Annotated in this window: 18 protein-coding genes; 15 read left to right on the plus strand and 3 right to left on the minus strand. The window is 46.1% G+C overall.

The features are described 5' to 3' along the window. The first annotated feature begins 163 nt into the window (after positions 1-163). The 13 genes from cobN to QUB30_RS08935 all read left to right on the plus strand — a co-directional run bounded on the left by cobN (position 164) and on the right by QUB30_RS08935 (position 16,547). Positions 164-4,207 carry a cobaltochelatase subunit CobN gene (gene cobN / locus QUB30_RS08875; RefSeq protein ID WP_333331979.1) on the plus strand — a complete coding sequence of 1,348 codons (4,044 nt, stop codon included), beginning with the start codon at positions 164-166 and terminating at the stop codon, positions 4,205-4,207. Positions 4,208-4,252: 45 nt separating this feature from the next. Continuing rightward, positions 4,253-4,531 (plus strand): AAA family ATPase, encoded by a 279-nt coding sequence (locus QUB30_RS08880; RefSeq protein WP_333331982.1) that lies wholly within the window; start codon positions 4,253-4,255, stop codon positions 4,529-4,531. Positions 4,532-4,653: 122 nt separating this feature from the next. Next, complete coding sequence (locus tag QUB30_RS08885) at positions 4,654-5,361, plus strand: AAA family ATPase (RefSeq protein WP_333331984.1); 708 nt, start codon at positions 4,654-4,656, stop codon at positions 5,359-5,361. After that, complete coding sequence (locus tag QUB30_RS08890; RefSeq protein WP_333331987.1) at positions 5,361-6,056, plus strand: DUF3226 domain-containing protein; 696 nt, start codon at positions 5,361-5,363, stop codon at positions 6,054-6,056. The genes QUB30_RS08885 and QUB30_RS08890 overlap by 1 nt, the downstream gene beginning before the upstream one ends. A gap of 41 nt (positions 6,057-6,097) precedes the next feature. Further along, positions 6,098-7,813 (plus strand): hypothetical protein, encoded by a 1,716-nt coding sequence (locus QUB30_RS08895; protein WP_333331990.1) that lies wholly within the window; start codon positions 6,098-6,100, stop codon positions 7,811-7,813. A 286-nt stretch (positions 7,814-8,099) separates the two neighbouring features. Beyond that, entirely contained in the window at positions 8,100-9,020 is a 921-nt protein-coding gene (locus QUB30_RS08900) for an NAD(+) kinase (RefSeq protein ID WP_333331993.1), read from the plus strand. Positions 9,021-9,331: 311 nt separating this feature from the next. Beyond that, complete coding sequence (locus tag QUB30_RS08905) at positions 9,332-9,817, plus strand: hypothetical protein (protein WP_333331995.1); 486 nt, start codon at positions 9,332-9,334, stop codon at positions 9,815-9,817. A 169-nt stretch (positions 9,818-9,986) separates the two neighbouring features. Then, positions 9,987-11,963, plus strand: coding sequence for a carbamoyltransferase (locus QUB30_RS08910; RefSeq protein ID WP_333331998.1), 1,977 nt, complete (start codon positions 9,987-9,989; stop codon positions 11,961-11,963). Positions 11,964-12,057: 94 nt separating this feature from the next. Next, entirely contained in the window at positions 12,058-12,465 is a 408-nt protein-coding gene (locus tag QUB30_RS08915; RefSeq protein ID WP_333184069.1) for an SxtJ family membrane protein, read from the plus strand. Continuing rightward, a complete protein-coding gene (locus tag QUB30_RS08920) occupies positions 12,466-12,630 on the plus strand; it encodes a DUF5989 family protein (RefSeq protein ID WP_190657062.1) in 165 nt (54 codons plus the stop codon). It abuts the gene before it with no gap. Between the two features lie 4 nt (positions 12,631-12,634). Then, on the plus strand, positions 12,635-13,867 hold the full coding sequence (locus QUB30_RS08925) for an SGNH/GDSL hydrolase family protein (protein WP_333332002.1): 1,233 nt from the start codon (positions 12,635-12,637) through the stop codon (positions 13,865-13,867). 13 nt (positions 13,868-13,880) lie between these two features. Continuing rightward, positions 13,881-15,206 (plus strand): hypothetical protein, encoded by a 1,326-nt coding sequence (locus QUB30_RS08930; RefSeq protein WP_333332005.1) that lies wholly within the window; start codon positions 13,881-13,883, stop codon positions 15,204-15,206. A gap of 6 nt (positions 15,207-15,212) precedes the next feature. Then, a complete protein-coding gene (locus tag QUB30_RS08935; RefSeq protein WP_333332008.1) occupies positions 15,213-16,547 on the plus strand; it encodes a hypothetical protein in 1,335 nt (444 codons plus the stop codon). Positions 16,548-16,681: 134 nt separating this feature from the next. On the opposite strand, the gene QUB30_RS08940 is transcribed toward QUB30_RS08935, so the two are convergent. Then, positions 16,682-18,010 carry a hemolysin family protein gene (locus QUB30_RS08940; protein WP_333332011.1) on the minus strand — a complete coding sequence of 443 codons (1,329 nt, stop codon included), beginning with the start codon at positions 18,008-18,010 and terminating at the stop codon, positions 16,682-16,684. Positions 18,011-18,310: 300 nt separating this feature from the next. Here QUB30_RS08940 and mfd point away from each other — a divergent pair, with 300 nt between their 5' ends. Both mfd and QUB30_RS08950 read left to right on the plus strand, forming a co-directional pair. Further along, on the plus strand, positions 18,311-21,877 hold the full coding sequence (gene mfd / locus QUB30_RS08945; RefSeq protein WP_333332015.1) for a transcription-repair coupling factor: 3,567 nt from the start codon (positions 18,311-18,313) through the stop codon (positions 21,875-21,877). A gap of 24 nt (positions 21,878-21,901) precedes the next feature. After that, a complete protein-coding gene (locus QUB30_RS08950; protein WP_333332018.1) occupies positions 21,902-22,567 on the plus strand; it encodes an S-layer homology domain-containing protein in 666 nt (221 codons plus the stop codon). Positions 22,568-22,884: 317 nt separating this feature from the next. On the opposite strand, the gene QUB30_RS08955 is transcribed toward QUB30_RS08950, so the two are convergent. Further along, entirely contained in the window at positions 22,885-23,601 is a 717-nt protein-coding gene (locus QUB30_RS08955; protein ID WP_333332021.1) for a heme oxygenase (biliverdin-producing), read from the minus strand. Between the two features lie 245 nt (positions 23,602-23,846). Further along, positions 23,847-25,787 (minus strand): DNA topoisomerase (ATP-hydrolyzing) subunit B, encoded by a 1,941-nt coding sequence (gyrB, locus tag QUB30_RS08960; protein ID WP_333332024.1) that lies wholly within the window; start codon positions 25,785-25,787, stop codon positions 23,847-23,849. Positions 25,788-25,953: the final 166 nt, after the last annotated feature.

Consider the following 25,953-nt stretch of genomic DNA (forward strand, 5'->3'; position numbering starts at 1 on the left):
TTCTCCCCCCGAATGTAGGGGCGGTGCCCCCGTGCCCGCCCTCTCTCGATTGGGCGGGGATGTCTAGGTGCGAAACACGCCCTCGCCTCTATTGATGTATAAGTCATGTTATAGTAAAGGCGATCGCACTTTCTCTCACTATTTATTAACATAAAAAAAATTAATGCACAAAATAGCCGCCACACCGGGAGGGTGGAACCCTCAAGCCGAAGGAGTAATTTTTATTCAGCAAACCCCAGCACCAATAGTATTTATTAGTGCTGCTGACACCGACATTCAAACTCTCGCAGCCGCCGCATCCAAAATGCCGGCAAAATTTCCCAAAGTGCGGGCAGTAAACTTGCTTCAGTTGCAGCAACAACTAACAATTGATACTTATGCCGAGGAAGTTTTAGAAAGCGCAGAGGTCATAATCTTAAGACTGTTAGGAGGGCGTTCTTATTGGTCTTACGGGTTAGAAATCCTGCGGGAAACTGTGCACAAAACTAAGGCATCACTGATTGTAATGCCGGGAGAAGACAGTCCCGATCCTGATTTAATCAGCCATTCAAATGTATCGCTATCAGCAGTCAATCAACTGTGGCGCTACTTTACAGAAGGCGGAGTCCAAAACTTTGTTAACGCACTCAAATTTGCCGCCGATACTTGCCTGAAAACTGCTTACTATCCACCGCTACCTCAAACAGTTTCCCGCGTCGGAATTTACGAATGGGGCGGACACGGGTGGGCGTGTTTTGCAAGTTTACAACCAGATTCCGATCCCCCTAAATCCCCCTTAATAAGGGGGACTTTGACCACTTCTTGCCCCCCCCTTAGTAAGGGGGGCCGGGGGGGATCTCCGGGTTTACCAACTATAGCTAAAGTCGGAATTTTATTTTATCGCGCTCATTATTTATCAGGAAACTTAGCACCAATTGATGCACTTTGTCAAGCTCTAGCAGAGCGAAACTTAGAACCAGTTCCCGTCTTTGTGTCTTCTCTGCGGGAACCAGATTTGCAAATAGAATTGCTGGAATATTTTCAACCAAAAGAATCAGAACCAATTCAATTATTGCTCAACACCACAAGTTTTGCCGTCTCCGGTTTCAGCAGTCAAGAACCGGAACAAAACAGCTTAAAATCCTTAGACGTTCCCGTATTGCAAGCAATCTTCAGCGGTGGCGGTTTGGAACAGTGGGAAACGGAACTTCAGGGACTTTCGCCCCGCGATGTGGCGATGAATGTAGCATTGCCGGAAGTAGACGGAAAAATCATTACTAGGGCTGTTTCTTTTAAAGCGGTACAGACTTGGAACAGCGAATTAGAAACAGATGTAGTAGGCTATGTAGCCGCGGGCGATCGCATTTCATTTGTAGCAGATTTAACCGCGAATTGGGTGAAGATGAAACAAACCCCGGCCGCCAACAGACGCATCGCCATCATTCTGGCAAATTATCCCACTCGCAACGCCCGCTTAGCCAACGGTGTCGGCTTAGATACGCCCGCTAGCTGTGTCGAAATCCTCAAAGCTATGCAGCAAGCTGGCTATAAAATTGAAAACATCCCCGCTAGCGGCAATGAGTTAATTGAACTCCTGACTTCTGGCGTGACAAATGACCCGGAAGGACGCGAATTGCGGCCTGTTCATCAATCTTTGGATTTGGCAGAATATGAAGAATATTTTGCTACTTTGCCACAGGAAGTGCAAGATGGGATTTGTAAAAGATGGGGGCTTCCGGGAAGCTATGCACAAGATTTTATAAGTAACAATACGTCTTTTCCAATTCCGGGGATTCAGTTCGGTAATGTATTTGTAGGAATTCAACCATCGCGGGGATACGAACTTGACCCTGCATTAAATTATCACGCCCCAGACTTAGAACCCACTCACAATTATCTAGCTTACTATTATTGGCTGCGAGAAAAGTTGGGAATTGACGCTATAATTCATGCTGGGAAACACGGCAATTTAGAATGGCTTCCGGGTAAAAGTATCGCATTGTCTAACAAATGTTATCCAGAAGTGGCATTAGGCGCGCTGCCAAATTTTTATCCCTTCATTGTCAACGATCCGGGGGAAGGTTCCCAAGCAAAAAGACGATCGCAAGCCGTGATAATCGACCACCTGACACCGCCGATGACTCGCGCCGAACTCTACGGGCCTTTGCAGCAGTTGGAAACCTTAATTGATGAGTATTGCGAAGCCCAAAGCTTAGATCCGTCTCGATTACCCATGATTCGCGATCGCATTCTCGCCCTCACCAACAAAGAAAACTTAGATAAAGACTTAGGAATACAACTAAATAAATCGGAATTTACAGAATTTATCACCCGCACAGACGGCTATCTTTGCGAACTCAAAGAATCCCAAATTCGCGACGGATTGCACATTTTCGGTCAGTGTCCCGAAGGTAGACAGTTGAGAGATTTGATAATTGCTATCGCCCGCCATCCCACCAACGGGCGATCGGGCTTAACCCGCGCCCTAGCAGAAGACTCAGGCTACGATTTCGACCCCTTAACCTGCGATCCAACGTCGATAATTCAGAACCGCACAGCAGGCGATTTAACAGCAGAACTCGAAGAAAAAGCCGCTGAATTAGTAGATAAATTAATCGAAAACATCCGCGTTAATCCGCGTTCATCTGCGGTTAAAAATATCCAACTAGGAGAAGCAACCCAACAAGAATTAGACTGGATAAGTAACTATCTTTTACCTTCACTCCTCCAAACCGATCAAGAAATTACCAACCTTTTGCGCGGACTAGATGGGCGGCACATACCAAGCGGCGCATCCGGCGCGCCCACTCGCGGCAGACCAGATGTATTGCCCACCGGTCGGAATTTTTACTCAGTAGATATCCGCGCCATTCCCACAGAAACGGCCTGGAGAGTTGGCAGAGTTGCTGCAGAAACTTTAATCGAAAGATACACCCAAGAAAATGGCGAATATCCTAAAACTTTGGGTTTGTCAGTGTGGGGAACATCCACCATGCGGACGGGGGGAGACGACATCGCCGAAGCCTTGGCGCTGATAGGAGTTCAACCAGTTTGGGATGGCCCTTCGCGCCGGGTTGTAGATTTTGAAATCTTGCCAGTTTCTGTTTTGGGGCGGCCGCGCGTTGATGTTACTTTGCGAATTTCTGGCTTTTTCCGCGATGCTTTTTTTAATTTAATTGATTTGTTTGACAGTGCGGTAAAAGCTGTGGCAGATTTAGACGAATCGGCAGAAAATAATCCTTTAGCAGCACAAGTTCAAGCAGAGATTCAGTATTGGGAATCTACAGGTCTGAGTCAGGAAGAGGCGCAAGGGCGATCGCAATTTCGAGTTTTTGGCTCAAAACCGGGTGCTTACGGCGCAGGGCTTCAAGGCATAATTGAAGCTCAAAACTGGACAGACGACAGCGATTTAGCAAAAGCTTACATTAATTGGAGCAGTTACGCCTATACAAGTACCCCCCCAACCCCCCCTTATCAAGCGGGGGCTAAATCTAATTCCTCTCCTTTACAACCAGAGAATACCCCCCCAACCCCCCCTTATGAAGGGGGGGCTAAATCTAATTCCTCTCCTTTACAAGGGGCGGCTAATTCCAACTCTTGTCCCCCCCCTTTACAAGGGGGGGCTAGGGGGGGTGAATGGGGATGTTCTGCACCCGAAGCATTTGAAAAACGCCTCGGCCAAATGCAAATAGTTCTGCAAAACCAAGACAACCGCGAACACGACATCCTCGACTCGGATGATTATTATCAATTCCAAGGGGGAATGACGGCCGCAATTCGGAATTTGCAAGGCAAAAATCCTGAAACTTATTTCGGAGATAATTCAATTCCAGAAAATCCGAAAGTGCGGCAACTGCGGGAAGAAATTGCGCGGGTTTATCGCAGCCGGGCTGTGAATCCAAAATGGATAGAAGGTGCGATGCGCCACGGTTACAAAGGTGCTTTTGAAATTGCAGCAACTGTTGATTTTTTGTTTGCTTACGATGCTACGGCAAATTGTGTAGAGGATTTTATGTATGAAGGAATCGCCGAGGCTTACATTTTTGATGAGAAAGTGCAGACATTTATTCAAGAAAACAATCCTTGGGCACTGCGAGATATGGCGGAAAGATTGCTAGAAGCTCGTCAGCGGGGGTTGTGGGAGAGTGCGAACCAGGATACATTGGATAAATTGAGGTCGATCGCCCTGCAAGCCGAAGCAGTCATCGAATCCCATACTGGTTTTTAGTCTGAACGGAGAAATGATAGAATATAGTTAATATGCGAGGAATCCATGTTGCGCGATCTCACCATCCAAAATTATCGCTGTTTTAAAGATTTTCATATCGACGAGCTAGCTAGGGTTAATCTGATAGTCGGTCAGAACAATAGCGGTAAAACTACTTTTTTGGAAGCCATTTATTTATTAGTCCAACAACAGAATATTCAAGCTTTGTTTGATGTGCTAAGTAGCCGCGGCGAACAGAGCAAGATACAGACTCAACTTGCTTCTGGTCAAGCAGTAAACCGCAGCAAGTATCAATTTGAACATATTTTTACGGACATCAACTAACTCCAGATCTAAGCATTTACATTCAATCTCAGAAAGAAGAACTACTCTAATTCAAAATACAAGCAAACCCTACAAACCAACAGGTATTAATTCCGGTAGCTGAAGAAATCGAAACAAATTTTTTGTCAGAAAAGTTAATTGTTTGCTACAATCACAATGCCACAGTCAAAATTTCACTGCTGCGCGATGGTTCTATTGCTGATTTAGTTTATTCTAAATTGACCGAGAGAAATAATAACTATTTATCGCTTGTCGGTTCCAGTCAAGATAATTTTAATTTACTCAAAACTACTGCGATAGCTTTTAACGATATGGCTGTGTTTTGGGATGCTATTACACTGACACCAAAAGAAGAAAGCGTAGTAGCAGCGCTGCAAATCTTAGAACCCGATGTAGAACGTATCAGTTTTACCAGCAATCCCACTACTGATAGCGGTATTTTGATTAAAATTAGAGGACAAAATCACCCAATTCCTCTTGGCAGTATGGGAGATGGTATGGGACGAATTCTTAGTATAGCAATGGCAGCCGTATCATCAGAGAATGGGTTTTTGTGGGTTGATGAAATTGATACAGGTCTTTACTATCAAACCCAAACTGATATGTGGCGATTGATATTTGAAACAGCACAGCGATTGAACGTTCAAGTCTTTGCAACTACCCACAGTTGGGACTGCATAGCCGCATTTCAAGAAGCCTTAGAACAGTCAGAAGATAGTTCAGTTGGCAAATTATTTCGCTTGAGCCGGCGCGGCGAGGATATTCGTGCAGTTGAATACACTCCCGATGAATTGTCCGTTGCAGTGCGCCAAAGTATCGAGGTGCGCTGATGCCAAAACCACGAACACCTTCTCAACAAAAACTTCAACAGTTATTGGTAGAAGGTAAGAATGACCGGCACGTAATCTGGGCTTTGTGCCAGCAATATCAACTGTCACCAACATTTTCCGTCGAAGTACCGCAAGAAGAAGGTACAAAAGAAGGTACACAAGGAGTTGATGCGCTGCTAAATGGGTTGCCTGAAAGATTGAAAGCAGAGAATTTACGCACGTTGGGAATTGTGGTTGATGCCGATCGCAATTTAAGTGGGCGGTGGCAATCTCTTAAAGATAAACTGAGTTCGATCGGCTATCGAGACATCCCCCAATCTCCCCCTCCCGAAGGCTGGGTTTGCACACCTTCAGATCCATACTTGCCTCGCGTCGGAGTTTGGTTGATGCCAAACAATCAACTTCCTGGAATGTTAGAAGATTTTGTCGCCTATCTCATCCCCCCTGGCGACACCCTGCATCCGAAAGCCGAAGCAATTTTACAAGAACTCGAACAAGCCGGACTTAACCGCTACACTTTAATTCATCATCCCAAAGCGCTAATCCACACTTGGCCGGCATGGCAGAAAACGCCTGCAATGCCGATGGGACAAGCAATAACAGCGCAGGTGCTTAGCTGCGATGGCCCGATCGCCTTAATTTTTATTGAATGGTTAAAACATCTGTTTGAGCTAATTGCTCCATCCCCCGGATAATTAGTAATATCTATTAATGTTTCGCGATCGCTGAAAGCTTTATGATTCGCCGCTACATTGCTAGCATCAGCACCAGCATCTTAAAACGTACCTGCGCCGCAACCGCCTTGCTAGCCTTAACTTTGGGATGTTCGTCTACCAAGCCGCCCAACACCGCAGCGCCATCGGGTTCGATCGAATCCGCCGTCCTAGCGCAGTCCCCAACGTCTCTGTTAGCTCGAAACCCCAACAAATCCAGAAAATCCCTCAGCGTTGCTTCATGCCCCCAAAACGATGGCTTCACCGAGGCAGTTAACTTTGCCACCCAAGCTTCTAATTTGGCTCAATCAGCCAATTCAAAACAAGACTGGGACGAAGTAGCCGCCCTGTGGGTGCAGGCCGTCGCTTGGATGCAAGCCGTTCCCGCCGGCAGTCCCAGACGGGCGTTTGCTGAGAAAAAAGTAATCGAGTACATGAGAAACCTGGTTTATTCTCAGCAGCAAGCGAGCGCAACCCGATCGCAAGCCAGTACAGTCAGCTTCAGCAGCGATTTGCTAAACGAACAACTCGAACTTTACCTATCCTACGTTGCTGCCGTCGGGCCACCAGATGTTTTGATTGTCGGCAGTTCCCGCGCATTGCAGGGCGTCGATCCCAAACAGCTAAAACAATCTTTGGCCCAAAAAGGCCGTCCGGGCTTAAAAGTATTTAACTTTTCAGTCAACGGCGCAACTGCACAAGTAGTTGACTTTCAACTGCGGCGGCTTTTGAAGCCTGGTCATTTACCTCAAATGATTGTCTGGGCGGATGGTGTGCGTGGATTTAACAGCGGCCGGGACGATCGCACTTTTAATTCGATCGTTGATTCTGAAGGCAGCCAACTTTTAGCAGCAGGCATTCGCCCCGAACTGGAGTGGGATGAACCCAACGAGATTCCGCTGTGTTACAGATTCCCGCAGCCCTGCGCTAACAACAATTTCCGCAAAGCATTTACCTCTGTAGATCAACCTTTCAGGGGCGGGCAAGATGCCCAACCCCTATTCCCCACCATCAAATCCATGTCTAGTGGAACGGGCATCTTGCCCGTTGCTAACACCCACCCCAGAATCAAATCCCTGTCTAGTGGAACGGGCATCTTGCCCGTTGTTGACACCCGCCCCGCAATCAAATTCCTGTCTAGTGGAACGGGCATCTTGCCCGTTGCTGAGAATGCTGCAAGATATGAGTTAAAACCGATCGCAGCCGATGCAGCAACTCAAAAAGCACAATTGATTCCAGTCTCGCAGCCGACAACAGTAGCAATGAGGCAAGTCAGCGAATTGGCAGATTCGATCGACTCCAACGGATTCATGGCTATATCGGGCACTTACAACCCCAACACTTATTATCGAGAACGCGCTTACGTTTCAGGCCAGTACGATCGCGACTACGAAAACTTCAACCTCGGAGGCAAACAAGCAACAGCCTTTAATTCAGTTGTAGCATTTACCAAAGCTCGCAAAATTCCCCTAATTTTCGTCAATTTACCCCTCACCAACGACTACTTAGACGGAACTCGCCTGCGCGCAGAACAGCAGTTCCGGCAGCGAATGCAGCAACTCTCGCGGCAAAAAGGCTTCGCTTTCCGCGACTTGTCGCAGCGCTGGCCTGGCCGCAACGACTATTTTTTTGACCCCAGCCACCTCAACCGCTTTGGGGCGATCGCAGTTTCTCGCCTACTCGCTGCAGATTCCAGCATTATCTGGCCGCGGCCCAAATCCAGCCGCACCGAGGGATAATACCATTTTCGATTTTTGATTTTTGATTTTCGATTAAAGAATTGGGAATTTTTATCGTTACCAGGCAGAGCCTGGTAACGCAGATGCTTTGGCTCTGCCTCGCAATGCTCAAAAATAGTTTAAAATCTAACCTGATGTCCAAAACCAATTTGCGTGATCGAACATTTTAAGATCTTTCACTGAGCCTAAAATCTAACAATCAAAAATCCAAAATCCATAGATTGTGAACTCACTCTAAAATCTAACAATCGAAAATCCAAAATCTAAAATCTAAAATCGATAGGTTGTGCAACTAAAACAAGTAATTATCGCCCACAAAGCCAGAGATACCCTCAGCCAGCGGTGGGCAGAACAGTGTGCCCGCCAATTAGAAAGTCGCGGGTGTGACGTTTTAATGGGGCCCAGCGGCCCGAAAGATAACCCGTATCCGGTATTTTTAGCTTCTAGTAACAGCTCAATTGATTTAGCTGTGGTGCTGGGGGGCGACGGTACTGCCCTAGCTGCCGCGCGGAATTTGGCGGCTGACGGCATCCCGATTTTGGCAGCGAATGTGGGGGGACATCTGGGGTTTTTAACCGAGTCTTTTGAGGATTTCCAAAATACTGAGGAGATTTGGGACAGACTTTCGGAAGACAGGTATGCTGTGCAGACGCGGATGATGTTGCAGGCAACAGTTTTTGAGGGAAACAGAAGCAATCTCGAACCCCAAAGCGATCGATTTTTGGCACTAAATGAAATGTGTGTCAAACCTGCTTCAGCCGATCGAATGCCGAGCTGTATTCTAGAAATGGAAGTTGACGGCGAAGTAGTCGATCAATATCAAGGCGACGGTTTAATTGTGGCAACTCCCACCGGTTCGACTTGCTACACCGCATCTGCCAACGGGCCGATAATGCACTCGGGAATGGAGGCGATCGCAGTTACTCCGATTTGCCCTTTGAGTTTATCTAGTCGGGCGATCGTCCTGCCCCCCGGTTCAGTCGTCAGCATTTGGCCTTTAGCAGATTACGAACTCAGTACCAAACTCTGGACAGACGGCATTTTGGGTACTGCAATTTGGCCGGGACAGCGCGTAGACGTGCGGAGGGCAGACTGCGAAGCCAAGTTTATCATTTTGCGGGAAAACTATTCTTATTTCAACACTTTGAGGGAAAAACTTCACTGGGCAGGAGCCAGAATTCGGTACAGCAACAATCACCGCAATTAATCCGAATCATCCACCATGAAACTGCATTAACCCTTGGGACACGTAAGCGTGAAAAAACCTGTTAAATCAATTCCGGTTGCACCGTCCGTGATTGTTGACTGTTGACTGTTGACTGTTGACTGTTGACTGTTGACGGGCGGGTGGAAAAACTCAATGGTTGAGTGTTAACTGTTGACTCGGTTTTATTATTCCTATGCAACCGGAAACGATATTAAATCACCAACAATCTAGATACAAAAACCGCCATCAGCCAACCCATAATCTCTGTACTTTGTTAAGATCGCTCAATATCTTGACAAACAGCCTGATCTATGCAGATTTTCAAAAAATCAACCCGACCTTTCAACCCTCAAGATACATATCCCTGTCCCGTGTGCCGCACCGGTCAAATTTCCACCCTAGCGCTGATGGACGCCCTAGCTTGCAACTTCTGCCAGCACATTTATACCGCAAGCGTTGAAAGACAATCGCTCCAAATGGCCGATCGCCAACCGCCCGTAACTTGGCACTGGAACGGCAAACAGTGGATAGGAGCGCACCTCGAAGGCGTAGAATTCGGATGGCCCTACTTTGCAGCGGCTATTGGTCTAATTTTCCTTCCCACTACCTTGCTGGGACTTTCAGCTTACTATTTTCCCCCGGTTCCCGGCAGCCGATTGTCGTGGCTGCCTGCAGCTTGGACAGGCTTAGCTTTTTTGTCGCATTTAGGCATTGTGCTGTGGTTGGTAGGTGAATTTTATCAATTCCCGGTGGTCACTTACTTCAGAGCTTGGGGGCGCAGAATAAGCCGGCGCTAGCTTAAATGCTCTCTAACAGCCGATCGTCCCAGGACGGCACACCGACATCGATCCAGGTAAAATTAGAGGCGATCGCAAAATTCAATTCCCAATCAGCACTGAAACAGCTATAATCGTTAGCTATTCTAAATAGTCAAAAGCAAACGCATTGCGATTTGTGAGGAGAGCGATGAACATACTTGGAATCTCGGCGTACTATCACGACAGCGCCGCAGCCTTAATTCGCGACGGAGAAATTATAGCAGCAGCGCAGGAAGAAAGATTTTCCCGCAAAAAGCATGACGCCAGATTCCCTAAGAATGCGATCGCTTATTGCTTGAAAGAAGCGCAAATAGATTTGCGGGAAGTCGATCACATAGTCTTTTACGACAAACCTTTAGTCAAATTCGAGCGCCTTCTCGAAACCTATTTAGCCTACGCACCCCAAGGTTTTCGCTCTTTCCTAGCAGCCATGCCGATATGGCTCAAAGAAAAGCTTTACCTCAAAACCATGCTCAAAAGAGATCTGGCAGCAATAGCAAACTGCAAAACGAATAAACTGCCATCTCTGCTATTTACCGAACACCACCAATCCCACGCAGCATCGGCATTTTTTCCCAGCCCCTTTGAAAAAGCAGCCGTTTTGTGCCTCGACGGCGTGGGCGAGTGGGCCACAACCTCAGTTTGGTTGGGAGACGGCAATCAACTTACACCTCAGTGGGAAATCGATTTTCCCCACTCCTTGGGTTTGCTTTATTCAGCTTTCACCTATTACACAGGCTTCAAAGTCAACTCTGGCGAATACAAACTCATGGGTTTAGCACCTTACGGCGAACCCAAGTATGTAGACAAGATTCTCAACTATTTAATCGACCTCAAAGATGACGGAACTTTTCGTTTGAACATGGATTATTTCAACTATACTGTTGGCTTAACCATGACAAACAAGAAGTTTGACGAACTGTTTGAAGGGCCGCCGCGTCAAGCTGAAGGAAAATTGACTCAGCGAGAAATGGACATTGCAGCTTCCATTCAAGTTGTTACCGAAGAAGTGGTTTTGCGGCTTTGCAGAACAGTTAAAAAAGAATTGGATGTCGATTATCTTTGTATGGCGGGCGGCGTTGCTCTCAACTGTGTTGCTAACGGTAGACTGTTGCGGGAAGGTATTTTCAAAGATATTTGGATTCAGCCGGCGGCGGGAGATGCTGGCGGTGCTTTGGGCGCGGCTTTGGCGATTTGGTATCAGTATTGCGAACAAACTCGCACTGTGAGCGCGAACTCGACAGCAAATAGTAGAGAATCCCTCAAAACTGAACTTGTCACTACAAACGCAGCGGTTGAGGAGAGGACTGAAGTTCTCACTGCAAACCAAGCGGTGGCAACTGTGGCGAAGTCGGTTGCTCATTTAACTTGTCACGATCAAATGCGCGGCTCTTATTTGGGCCCGAGGTTTACTGACGCAGAAATTCTCGAATATTTGGATGCTGTAAAAGCCAGCTATCATCGATTGGATGATGCTCAATTAATGCCGCAGTTGGCGGAAATTTTGGAACAGGGAAATGTGGTGGGATGGTTCCAGGGGCGGATGGAATTTGGGCCGCGGGCTCTGGGCGGTCGATCGATCGTGGGCGATCCCCGCAGTGCTAAAATGCAGTCCGTGATGAACCTGAAAATTAAATATCGGGAATCATTTCGACCTTTTGCTCCGTCAATCTTAGCCGAGCGAGTTGCGGATTATTTCGAGATTGACCATTCTAGTCCTTATATGCTATTAGTAGCACCTGTCAAGTCCAGTCTCCGCATTCCCATGACTCCCGAACAAGAGCAGTTGTTTGGCATTGAAAAGCTCAACATTCCGCGATCGGAAATTCCGGCTGTCACCCACGTCGATTACTCGGCTCGCATTCAAACTGTTCACAAAGAAACCAATCCTCGCTACTATGACTTAATCAGCCATTTTGAAAAGCGATCGGGCTGTTCTATTGTGGTAAATACTTCTTTCAACGTCCGAGGCGAACCCATTGTTTGCACTCCAGAGGATGCTTACCGCTGTTTCATGCGAACCGAAATGGACTATCTGGTTTTGGAAAATTACTTGCTTCCAAAGTCTGAACAAATTCCTTGGAAACAAGATGATGCTTGGAAAAATGAATTTGAACTAGATTAGTCATTAGTTATTAGTTATTAGTGATTTTGTTGGAACGAATAACTAATAACTAATTCCCAATACCCAATACCCAATTCCCAATTTCCCATCTCTCATGAGCGACGAAATTAAAAAACTAGATAAAAAAGGCTTGCGCGATTTCGGGCTGCTAATTGGCAGCTTGATTGCAGTGATCTTCGGTTTAGCAGTACCTTTACTGCGGCGGCATTCTCTACCTTGGCAGCCCTGGGCAGTCGGCGCAGTGCTAATCGTGCTAGGATTGGTTGCGCCGAAATCGCTGAATCCCGTTTATCACGCGTGGATGCGGTTTGGACTCATCCTCCACAAAATCCAAACGCCGCTCGTCCTAGGGATAGTTTTTTACCTGATAGTTTGGCCGATGGGAGTGCTCAAAAACATTTTCGGCGAAGATGCAATGCGACGCAAACTAAATCCGAAAATGGATACTTACCGCATCCCAAGTAAAGCAAGAACAAAAGTTAGTATGGAGCGTCCTTTTTAAGTGTTTGAAGCAACTTTAGATTTTCTCAAAGATTTGTGGGCGTTTATGAAAGAACGCCAAAAGTATTGGCTGTTGCCGTTAATTGTGACTTTAGTCTTTTTGGGAGCTTTGATTGTATTGAGTCAGGGTTCTGTGATTGCTCCGTTTATTTACACGCTGTTTTGAAATAATGAGCAAGTTGAAGAATTTGGGTGTCAATTTAGGTTTGACACTCGGTGGTTTATTGATGGGGGTGATAATTGGTGAAGTTGGATTGCGGGCGGCGAGGATCGAAGGAGTTCAAAAAATCGGCGATTTTGTAGACTCAGCACCAACTGGTTTCCACACTTCCGATCCGAATTTGGGTTGGAAGCTGAAACCGGGTTCGTCGGGGGAGTGGAAGGGGGAAGGTGGGAGTTTTGTGCAGGTGAATAGCGAGGGTTTGCGCGATCGCGAACACACAAAAGCCAAACCTCCAAATACTTTGCGGGTGGCAGTTTTGGGGGATTCTTTCACCGAAGCAATTCATGTACCTGTCGAACAAACTTTCTGGTCGAAATTAGAACGAAAATTAGGAAATTGCGAAGCCGTTAAGGGACGCAAAAATGTTGAAGTAATTAATTTCGGCGTGCAGGGTTACGGTACTGCTCAAGAATTGATAATGCTGCGAAAAAAAGTGTGGGATTACAATCCTGATATTGTAGTTCTTGCATTTTTTATTGGCAATGATATAATTAACAATTCCCCAAAACTAGAATACGATCGCTACCGACCATTTTTTGTGTATGATGCTAGCGGCAAGTTAGTACCAGATATGTCTTTTCGCAATCTAGCGCCGATCGATCGCAACGAAAAAGCAGTTTCATTTGTAGACAGGCTGCCCACTTTTATCGTCAATAATTCGCGCATTTTGCAGGTCATTAAAAAGGTAGACCTAGATAGCAAAAAGCGGCAGTTATCTGAGGAGTTTACCGCTTTAAGTACCCTAAACCTCAAGGAACCTCAGAATGCAGATTGGCAAGAGGCTTGGAGGGTGACAGAGGATTTGATTGTGACTGTGCGGAATGAAGTTGTGCAGAAAAATGCTGATTTCTTGGTTGTGACGATCGGCGATCCGATGCAAGTCGAACGCGATGCCAAGATGCGAAAAGATTTTACGAAAAATAACAAGATTCAGGATTTGTTTTATCCCGATAGGCGGCTGGAAAAATTGGGCGCGCGCGAGGGTTTTCGCGTACTGAATTTAGCCGAACAGTTCCAAGGTTACACTGAAAAATATCAAGTCTGCGCCCACGGTTTTGAAAATTCTGTACCCTGTCGGGGTCACTGGAATGAACTCGGACACCGACTGGCTAGTATCAAAATCAGTCAAAATTTGTGCAAAAAGTTGAAGCAGTCTCAAGTCCCCAAAAAACAACCGTAATCAGTCAAATTTCATGAAAGATGCAACTGCGCTACAAAAAGGCAAAAATATATTAAGTATAATCGCGGTTAATTTGGCGATCGCCTTTATTTGTCTGGAAGCTTTGTCGCTAGCTTTTTATTTTATTAACCAAAAGCAGTTTTTTTATACCCGAACTAAAACCAAAGAAAAAGTAGTAGAAGATATTGAAAGGATCGGAATTAGGCTAGATGAATCAATCGTAGAAAGACTGCACCCGTTTTTTGGCTACGTACTCAAACAAGGTGCTTTTACTAATGAAAAATTAAAGTTAAAAGTCAACAAACACGGCTTTTTTTCCCTGTACGATTATCCGTTTGTTAAAAGCAATAAAAATCAAGTTATTATCGGAGTTTTTGGCGGTTCAGTTGCGAATAACTTTGCAGTAGATGAATATGTAACTCGAAGATTGTCTAACAAATTGAAGACTTATCCAGAATTTGCCAACAAGGAAATCATTGTTTTAAATTTTGGCAACGGCGGCTACAAACAGCCTCAACAATTATTAATTTTAAATTACTTTCTGGCTTTGGGTCAAGAGTTAGATTTAGTCATCAATATTGACGGTTTTAACGAAGTAGCACTGTCAAATCTAAACAACAAAGGCCAAGTAGAAATAGGAATGCCCAGCGTTCAACACATACAGCCTCTGACGGGCTTAGCCAACAACAACTTGTCGCCGGAAGCGATGAGTTCGATCGTGCAAATTAACGAAACCAAAAAACAGTTGAAAGCAGGTATTGACAAATTGCAAACTTGTCAACTTGCTTTGTGTCACGCTGTTACCTCGCTACAAGTGAAACAATTAGTCAACAATTACCAGCAAGCTGTTGTCAAGTACGATTCGCAAGTAAAACAATCCAACCCAGACACGGCAAATAGCGGTATAGTATACATTCCCAAAGCTGACTTTGTTTTGCCGGATGCCGCTGCTTTTGACAAAATGGCATCGATGTGGTATCAATCCTCGATCGGGATGAATCAAATTTTATCAAGTAGAAAGATTAAGTATTTTCACTTTATCCAACCCAATCAGTATTATCCAACTAAGCGAGCGTTTACCGCCAAGGAAAACGAAACCGCGATTGACAACAAGAGTCCTTACATTGAAGGGGTGAAAAAAGGTTATCCGGTATTGTTGTCCAAAGTCGATGATTTGCAAAAAACCGGGGTTAATGTTTTTAGTGCAGTGAATATTTTGGACAATACAAAAGAGACGGTTTACAAAGATGCCTGCTGTCATTATAATTCAGTGGGAGAGGACGTATTGGCAAACTATGTTTCCCGTTCCATTATTCAAGTAGTAAGAAAGCCGAAATAGATATTTATGAAAGATTTTAAGTTGATTAACAAAATCCCAGAAATCCTAAAACTTACTTTGATTAACTTAGCGCTTTTACTTGTTTTCCTCGAACTCGGTTCCCTGGGATGGTATTTTGTCAAACACAAGCAATTTTTTTATACTAGAGAAAAAGCGCAAGATAAGTCGGCTTTAGGAATTAACTTAGAAGGAGTGCGGCTGAACGAGTCTATTGTTGAAAGGTTTCATCCTTTTTTTGGGTTTATTCAAAAACCCAGCGCTGATTTTAGACCTGGTTTTAAAGTCAATAATTATGGATTTATTTCTCCTTACGATTACCCTCTTAAAAAAACTAAAAATAATCAGTTTTTTATCGGGGTATTTGGCGGTTCTGTGGCTTCCGATTATGCAATATTTCAAGTTCAAAATAAAATTTTACATAAATACCTCAAACAGTTGCCCGGTTTAAAAGATAAAGAATTTGTAATTTTGTCTTTTGCTACCGGAGGCTACAAACAACCGCAGCAATTATTAATTTTAAACTATTTTTTGGCTTTAGGTCAAGAATTAGATATGGTCGTCAATATAGATGGCTTTAATGAAGTAGCACTTTCTAATTTAAACAATAAAAATCAAGTTGATTTGGCGATGCCAAGCATTCAGCATATTTTGCCGCTGACTAGCTTAGCAAATAATAGCCTTTCTACTAAGGCGATGGAAGCAACTATCAGAATTCAAGAAAATAAAGCTAGGATTAATCAGGGTTTGGAAAGTTTGGAAGACTGCTCTTTAGCTGCCTGCGATGCTTTGACTTCTGTGTATGTTCAAAATCTAGTAAATAACTATAAAATAGATGTTATTAAGTTTGAAAAAGAACGGACTAAACAACCAAAAAATGACAGTAATAGCGTTATTTATATCAATACTAATAAGTCGGTTTTAGGAGATTCTGCAGCTTTTGAGAAAATAGCAGGGAATTGGGCGAAAAGTTCAATTTTTATGCACAAAGTGCTGTCTGCTAGTAATGTGCCTTATTTTCACATTCTTCAGCCTAATCAATATTATCAGACAAAAAGGGTGTTTGGTGAAGCTGAAAAGCAAATTGCTTTTAACAAAGATACTCCTTATGCTAAAGCTGTGCAAATTGGATATCCGGCTCTTTTCAAAAAAATTCCTAATTTGGAAAAAAATAATATCAATTTAGTGAATGCTGTCAATGTTTTTGACAAGACTAAAGGTGCTGTTTATGTAGATAGCTGCTGCCATTACAATCAAGCTGGAGAGGTGGTTTTTAGCAATTATGTAGGCCGTTCTATTCTGGAATATTTGCGGAAGGATGAGGCTAGAAGAAAAAAGAAGTAGGTCTGAAATATCCGCTTGATTGGGGATGTAGTGTGCGCAATGCGCACCTGAACGCTGAGTTCAAATCCAGTTTAAATATCCGCTTGATTGTGGATGTAGGGTGCGCAATGCGCACCTTACCGCTGAGTTCAATTTTAGGTTTTGGGTTTGGTTCTAGGTCGATCGCCCGCTGAGTCGAGCGGCATTACCAATATCTTATCAACTCGGTTGCCGTCCATATCGACTACTTCCACGCGCAAACCGTTCCATTCAAAATGCTCGGCAGATGCCGGGATCTTGCCCAAATTTGTAATTACAAAGCCGCCCATTGTGTGGTAACTTCCTTTGTGTTCTGCTGACTCTTCGATTCCAAACAGCTCAAAAAAATCTTCGACTGCTAGCATTCCGTCTAACAGCCAAGAACCGTCTTCGCGCTGGACGGCTTGAGGCTCGTCTGCATCTTGAATAGAGGGAAATTCGCCAACCAGTTCGACTAAAATGTCGTTAACTGTTACCAATCCTTGAATGACGCCGTATTCGTCTACTACCAAGGCAATTTGATTGCTAGATTGCTTGAAAAGCTCTAATACTTTTAAACCCCTGGTGCTTTCCGGCACGAATAAAGGCCTGCGCAAAGAAGCACTTAAATCGAGCGGTTGACCGGTTAAAGTGCGAGACAGCATATCGGTAACGTGTACTAAACCGAGAACGTTGTCGAGTCCGCCCTGACAGACGGGAAACCGAGAATGACCGCTGCCGAGCATTTTTTGGCGGTTTTCTTCTACTGAGTCGTCGAGGTCGAGCCAGACAAGATCGGGCCGCGGGGTCATTAAGGCGCTGACTCGCCGATCGCCCAAACGAAACACTCTTTCCACCATATCTTGTTCGGCTTCTTCAAAGGTTCCGGCTTCTGTTCCTTGCTCTATTAAAACTTTAATTTCTTCCTCTGTAACTTGGGGTTCTGTAGAAGGCACAATCCCCATGATCCGCATCACTAAGTCAGTGGAATAACTTAACAGATAAACCGCAGGAGCACCAATTTTTGAGAGCATGCGCATGGGAATTGCTACGCTTGAAGCTATCGGCTCCGGGTTGTTGAGTGCCAGCCGCTTCGGCACGAGTTCGCCGATAATTAAGGTCAGATAAGTGATGGTTAAAACTGCTACTACTGAGGCGATCGTCTGAGAATAGGGCGCGAGGGCAGGAATCAGCCGCAACAAAGGCTCTACCCTTTTAGCAATTGTCGTTTCTCCGAAAGCGCCCGACAGAATGGCCAGCATCGTAATCCCGATTTGAACTGTCGGTAAGAACTGATTGGGGGCATTAGCCAGATCCAAGGCTACGCGGGCATTGACTGAACCTTGGTTGGCCATCTGTTGCAGTCTCACCTTCCGTACAGAGATGATGGCCATCTCTGACATCACAAACAAGCCATTGAGGAAAATTAGCAGGAGAACAATCAGAATATCGGTACTTGGGGACATTTCTAAAATTTTCGGTAGTAACGGCGAAGCGCTCTGCCCGGTTAAAGGAGAAGCCTGCAAGCTGCGAATCTAGATCGCAAAATCGAAATTTTTTCTAAACCTGTCACTAGATTAACGGAACTGGCTCGATCGCGATCGCAAGTTCGAGATATTTAGAAAAGACCTGTAGCAAAAATCTACCCGCAGTTCAGTGGAATTACCAAGAGCCGATCGCCACAATGATAGATGTTTGTCGTACAATCTTCCTTAGTAGGTAGCGAGGAAGAGCCTTCGCCCATCGGGGATTAAAATTAACAGCGCATGACTTTCTCTTCGATAATTCGTACCCTGGGGCGATCGCCCCTAGCCACAGAACTCCTCAACAAGCTCAAACGGCATCATTGCCTGCAACTGTCCGGCATCGCCCGTTTGCCTAAAGCTTTGGTAGCTTCCGCCCTCGCACAGCAACAGGGGCGAAACTTATTGGCAGTAACGGCAACTCTGGAAGAAGCCGGCCGCTGGGTGGCCTCTTTAGAGGCGATGGGCTGGCAAACAGTACATTTTTACCCGACTTCGGAGGCTTCGCCCTACGAGCTATCTTACTCCGACGAGAACGAAATGACTTGGGGACAAATGCAGGTGCTGGCGGATTTGGTGGACAACGAAGAAAAAAGTGCCAATTCGTCTAAGCCGATCGCGATTGTAGCTACTGAAAGATCTCTCCAGCCTCATTTGCCCCCGCCGGATGCTTTTGAACCCTACTGTCTGACGCTGAACCGAGGGGCAGTTCAAGACTCAAAGATACTCGACCGCCAACTGGTTTCGATGGGGTACGATCGGGTGAATCTGGTGGAAATGGAGGGCCAGTGGAGCCGCCGGGGCGATATTGTCGATGTGTTTCCGGTAGCGGCGGAGTTGCCGGTGCGGCTGGAATGGTTCGGGGATAATTTGGAGCAAATTCGGGAGTTCGATCCGTCTTCCCAACGCTCGCTCGATAAGGTCGATCGGTTAGTTTTAACTCCTACTAATTTTAACGCAATTATTAAAGCAGTTTTAGCTGAAAAAAAGCTTGACGAAATCAACAGCCTAGGCTCTGTTGAAACAGACAATGACACCGAAAAATTTGTCCGCCGGCTGTTGGGTTTAGCATTTGAAAAACCAGCATCTTTGTTGGATTATTTGCCAGAAAATACTTTAGTTGTTATTGACGAACCGCAAGGCTGCGAAGCTCACAGCGACCGCTGGTTTGAGAATGCACAGGAACAGTGGAAAAATTGCCATCGGGAATCGGAAGTTGCGGATGCAGGAACAGAAAAGTTGCCGATTGCTAATTTTAAGGTTCCGAAAATTCACCGCACTTTTGCTGAATCAATGGCAGATGTCGCAGGTTTCGACAGGCTAGAACTTTCAGAATTGGCAGAAGATTCTACTACTAAAAAAGCTCAAAGCTCTACAGAGAGCGACCAGCTACCGGCTGCGATTAATTTGGCTTCTCGGCCTGTGGCGGTGATGCCTCACCAATTTGCGAAGCTGTCTCAAATGCTCAGGGAAGAGCGCGATCGGGGTTTTGCGATTTTTCTAGTTTCCGCTCAACCCAGCAGATCGGTTTCTCTGCTGTCGGAACACGACTGTCCGGCTCAGTTTGTAGTGAATCCGCGCGATTATTTGGCGATCGACAAGTTGCAGTTGCAGCACGTTCCGGTTGCTTTGAAGTACAGCGGGCTGGCAGAATTGGAAGGTTTTATTCTGCCGACTTTTCGGATAGTTTTAATTACCGATCGGGAATTCTACGGTCAGCATTCTCTGGCAACTTTTAGCTACGTCCGCAAGCGCCGCCGCGCTGCTTCTAAAAAGGTTGACCCGAACAAGCTGAGTCCTGGGGATTTTGTGGTTCACCGCCAGCACGGAGTTGGCAAGTTTCTCAAGTTGGAACGCTTGACGATCGATCGCGAAACTCGCGAATATTTGGTGCTTCAATATTCTGACGGTACTCTGAGGGTGGCGGCAGACCAGTTGGGGGCTTTGTCGAGGTTTCGGACTGTAGGCGATAAAGTACCGGATCTCAACAAACTGACGGGTCAAACTTGGGAAAAAACTAAAACAAAAGTTCGCAAAGCTGTTAAAAAATTGGCAGTGGATTTGCTGAATCTTTATGCGAAAAGAGCTAAGCAACAAGGTTACGCTTTTCCTCCTGATATGCCTTGGCAGCAAGAGTTGGAGGATTCTTTTCCCTACCAACCAACGCCGGATCAGTTGAAGGCAACTCTTGATGTCAAACGTGACATGGAGGGCGATCGACCGATGGATCGCCTGGTCTGCGGCGATGTAGGTTTCGGCAAGACAGAAGTCGCTCTCCGAGCTATTTTTAAGGCGGTTACAGCGGGCAAGCAGGTGGCTTTGCTCGCACCGACGACGATTTTGACCCAACAGCACTATCACACGCTGAAAGAGCGTTTTTCCCCTTATCCGATCGAAGTTGGTTTGCTCAATCGCTTTCGCACAGAAACCGAGCGCCGGGAGATTCACAAGCGTTTGGCGACTGGGGAATTAGATGTGATTGTCGGTACTCAATCTGTTTTGAGCAAAGCAATTAAATTTCGGGATTTGGGCTTGTTGGTGGTGGACGAAGAACAGCGGTTTGGGGTCAAGCAAAAGGAAGCGATTAAAGCTCTGAAAACTGAAGTAGATGTGCTCACTCTCACCGCAACACCGATTCCCCGGACTTTGTATATGTCGCTGTCGGGGATTCGGGAGATGAGTTTGATTGCGACTCCGCCCCCCAGCCGCCGCCCGATTCAGACGCATTTATCCCCCTACAATTTGGAAGCGGTGCGGACGGCAATTCGTCAAGAGTTGGACAGGGGCGGTCAGGTGTTTTATGTGGTGCCGCGGATTGAGGGGATTGATGAGTTGGCGGATAAGTTGCAGGAGATGGTTCCGGGGGCGAGAATTGCGATCGCCCACGGTCAAATGGAGGCTTCGGAACTAGAATCGATCATGCTGACTTTCAGTGCGGCGGAGTTCGATATTTTGGTGTGCACGACGATTATTGAGTCGGGTTTGGATATTCCGCGAGTCAATACAATTTTGATTGAAGACGCGCAGCGGTTCGGTTTGGGTCAACTTTACCAGTTGCGGGGACGGGTGGGACGCGCGGGGATTCAAGCTCACGCTTGGCTGTTTTATCCGAAGCAGAACCAACTTTCGGATGCTGCAAGGCAGAGGTTGCGGGCAATTCAAGAGTTCGCGCAGTTGGGATCGGGCTATCAGTTGGCAGTCCGAGATATGGAAATTCGCGGTTCCGGTGATGTTTTGGGTACTGAACAGTCTGGTCAAATGGAGGCGATCGGCTTTGATTTGTATGCTGAAATGTTAGAGGAAGCTATTCGCGAAATTAAGGGCCAGGAAATTCCGAAGGTTGAGGACACGCAAATCGACCTCACTTTGACAGCATTTATTCCTGCTGATTACATCGCGGATTTGGATCAAAAGATGAGCGCTTATCGGTCTGTTGCTTCTGCTAATACCCCTGAAGAGTTGGAGCAGATTCGGGGCGATTGGTGCGATCGCTACGGGCCCATTCCTATTCCGGCCCAGCAACTTATCCGGGTTGTCGAACTCAAACAAATCGCTAAGCAAATCGGTTTTTCTCGCATTAAACCGGAAAACAAGCAGCACATTGTTTTGGAAACGCCGATGGAGGAACCTGCTTGGAATTTGCTCAAGGCTAATTTGCCCGAACATTTGCGCTCTCGTTTTGTCTACAGCAAAGGGAAGGTTACTATTCGAGGTATGGCGGTTTTGACTGCCCAAAAGCAATTGGATAATTTGATTGATTGGCTGGGTAAAATGCAGGGCGCTTTGCCGGAAGCCAATGTTTTATTTTAAAATAAAATCCCGGAATATCAAATCGTGAAAAAGTTAGTCTGTGTTTTTTTTGCGATCGCGATAGTGCAAGGAGTGCAAATGGCGGTTAAAGCTCAACAAATAATTGACCCGATCGACAGGGTTGTGAGTGCAGGATTGATGAAAAAAGATGCTACCGGCAATTTTAATGCTGAGGGCATTGTCACCCGCGCCGATTTGGCGGTGATTTTAGTAAAAACTTTTGGTTTGGAACGGCGGAAAACAGCTCAGAAACCCGAGATAGAATTGCCGGACGTACCTAAGAGTTACTGGGCTTACAGTGCGATTCAAACTGCTTTGAAAACCGGAACGATGAATGGATATCGCGACGGAATGTTTTTCCCAAATCAAAGGGTGACTCGCGCTGAAGCTTTGGCGATTTTTGCTCAAGCTTACGGGGTTTTTCAGTTTCCAGACGCTACCATTGCCGAGATTTTAGCTAAGTATCCAGATGCAGGCGAAATCCCTAATTGGGCTAGAAAGTCTCTGGCTACTGCACTTTATGAAGGGTTTGTTAATGTTGAACTCGGAACTAATAAGATTAATCCTTTGAAGCCGATGACTCGCGGGGATATCGCTTACGCTTTGAGCAAGTATTTGGAGCGGCAAGTAAGGCCAACTTCTTTGCCTGTCCCGGACGAGCAGCCTCCTAATCGCGGCGTGGGAAGGTGATAGTGTTGAGTTGTGATATCGATTCCGGTTGCACTCCTTATCATTGTTGACTGTTGACTGTTGACTGTTGACTGTGAGTCAAAAAAATGAAAATTGCGCGAATTATTTGTTGGCCTCGGGATTCGACTTTACGCCCGACTCCCGAAGCGCGGATTTGATATCATTCCGGCGCAGCCTGAATTGATATGAGTTAAAAAGTCGATCGCCCGCCATGCAAAATCCCGGAGCTTTGGTGACTGTAAAAGCAGCCATCAAACCCCCAGGATTTAAACTTTTCCTCTTAAACGAGGCTCAAATTATCCCCAGTGAGCTTTAACTCAATCAGCAGTTGCCAATTCGGTACTGCCACCGCCGCGCTTCCGCGTCAGGGTATTGAAAAGCATCTGACCGACAGCTTTAATCAAATTGCCTTCTAACTCCATGAACATCTTCATGTTCATGCCAAAAGCTGCATTAGCTTCGTCAACAATTCGCTCTGCTGTGGCTTCGTCAATCGGCAGTTCATTCATTGCCTGACGGTAGTTAGCTTTGAACTCTTTTTCATCAGGAATATCCTGGAATTCATAGAAAGCAGTGCCTTCTCCTTCGGAAAGATTCATCCCGCGCTGGGCAATTCCCTTCAGGATTTGTCCGCCGGATAAATCGCCCAAGTAGCGAGTGTAAGAGTGAGCTACTAACAGTTCTGGTGCGGTCGCCGAAATCTCGTGAATCCGCTGCACGTAAGCTTTTGCTGCGGCTGACGGAGCTACTTGTTCGCGCCAATTCGCACCGTAGTAGTAAAATAAATCTTGCTCTAAGCTTTGTTTGCGATTCAACTCAGAAAAGTAAATTTTTGAAACAACCGGATGCTGCTTTTGGCGTTCCATTTCCTCTTCCATTGCCGAGTAGACAAAGTAGAGGTTTCCTACTAACTTCCGGTAAGAAGTTTTTTCTACAACGCCTTTTAAAAAACACTTGACAAAACCGACGTTTTCTGCCATTGTGTGGGACTTTTTGGTTCCCTCACGCAATTTGGTCGCTAAATTGATGCTCATGCTAAATTGTCCAACCTTCTATTTTTGTGGTAGTTGATGGATGCGCCAAAAATCTCAAAATTACCTAAGCATTTACCTTAGATCGATTTGATGAGAGATTGTATTAATTTTTATAACAAAACCTAGACTCAGCAGAAGGCATCCGAAGGTAGAAGGCACAAACAGTTTAGTCATTAGTCCTCAGTCATTGGTTGTTAGCGAATGACTACTGACTAATGACTAATGACTACTGACTACTGGCTAATTTAGATGTCCAAGTCGAGGAGGTTGAGTTTGGGGCCGTAGGTTTCGATGAATTCGCGGCGGGGGGCGACACGATCGCCCATTAAGATCGTAAAGATGCGATCGGCCTCAGCAGCGTCTTCAATCTCCACCCGTTTCAGCGTCCGAGTTTCTGGGTTCATCGTCGTATCCCACAACTGTGTCGGCATCATTTCGCCCAAACCTTTGAACCGCTGAATGGTGTAATTAGCATTCGCCGGAAATTCATTGCGGACGAGATTGTTCATTTCGCGATCGCTGTAACAGTAGTAATGATTGCGTCCCCGTTCCACTTTATAGAGAGGAGGACAAGCAATATAGATGTAACCTTGGTCTACAAGTGCGCGCTGATAGCGGTAGAAGAAAGTCAGCAACAGCGTGCGGATGTGAGCACCATCTACGTCAGCGTCAGTCATAATTACGATGTGGTGATACCGCAATTGACCCGGATCGAATTCTTCGCCTTTGATGCCCAAACCCAGGGCTGTAATTAACGATTGAATTTCGTTATTTTTGTAGATTTTGGCGTCGTCGGTTTTCTCAATGTTGAGAATTTTACCGCGCAAAGGCAGGATTGCTTGGAATTGGCGATCGCGCCCTTGTTTGGCCGATCCGCCTGCAGAATCCCCTTCCACCAGGTAGATCTCAGACAGGGCGGGGTCTCTGGAACTACAGTCCGCTAATTTTCCAGGCAAAGGAGACGATTCTAAGACAGATTTTCGGCGCACTAAATCGCGGGCGCGGCGGGCGGCTTCAGCGGCCTTAAATGCCTGAATTGCTTTTTCCAAAATAGCGTCCGCTACTTGGGGGCGAAACTCCAAATATTCTGTCAATACTTCGCCTACCAAGGAATCGACAATTCCCCGAACTTCGGTATTTCCTAGCTTAGTTTTAGTTTGGCCTTCAAATTCCGGGTCTGGGACTTTCACAGAAATGACTGCTGTCAAACCTTCGCGCACGTTTTCGCCGGCGAGGTTGGGCTCGTTTTCTTTGATTTTGTTGCGCTTGCGGGCGATCGAATTCATCGTCCGCGTCAAAACAGCCTTCAAACCTTCTAAGTGCGTGCCTCCGTCGATCGTCCGAATGTTGTTAGCAAAACCTAGAACGTTGTCGCTAAAAGCATCAACGCACCACTGCAAAGCCACTTCTATCTGCACGTTGTTGCGTTCTCCTTGCACGTAGATCACTTCTTCGTGCAGAGGCTGCTTTTCGCGGTTCATGTAGGCGATATATTCCTTGATTCCGCCCTCATAACAGTATGTTTCGACGCGAGGTTCGCTACTTTTAAGCAGTTCCAAACGGTGGTCGCTAAACGTAATTCTCACGCCCGCATTCAAGTAACCCAATTCTCGCAAGCGCCCGGCGAGTATAGTGTAATCAAATTCAATGCCAGTGCTAAATATTTGAGTATCTGGCAAGAAAGAAACTGAAGTGCCGGTGCGAGTACCTTTGTTGGGCTTGGCAGTAAGTTCAGTAACTGGATTGCCTCTTTCGTAGCGCTGTAAATGTTCTTTTTGGTCGCGCCAAACTGTCACTTCTACCCACTCGGACAGCGCGTTAACAACAGAAATACCTACACCGTGCAATCCTCCAGAAACCTTGTAGCCACCACCGCCAAATTTACCGCCGGCGTGGAGTACAGTCATTACTGTTTCTATTCCCGATTTGCCAGTCTTGGCAACGATGCCGGTGGGAATACCCCGGCCGTCGTCTGTCACGGTAACGGAACCGTCGGCGTTGATGTCAATCTCGATGTGAGTGCAGTGGCCAGCCAGCGCCTCATCTATGGAATTGTCCACAACCTCGTAAACTAGATGGTGGAGTCCTCGCGGCCCGGTGGTACCGATGTACATCCCCGGTCGTTTACGGACTGCTTCGAGACCTTCGAGAACTTGAATCTGGTCGGCGCTGTAGCTGCTGGTCATACAAAAATAGCTCCAATAATGAGGCCTAAAGCCCCGAAAGCTTCTAAAATGGGAAAACTCCTAAAATTATAGCACAAAACCGTTAAAGGCGATGCTAGGGCTTTCTGATGGGAAATTTATTGGGGGGACGGAGGGGAAGAGTTTTGAGATTGCTGGAGGACTGCCC

The sequence above is a fragment of the Microcoleus sp. BROC3 genome (assembly GCF_036702515.1).
In the GTDB taxonomy this organism is placed as follows: Bacteria; Cyanobacteriota; Cyanobacteriia; order Cyanobacteriales; family Microcoleaceae; genus Microcoleus.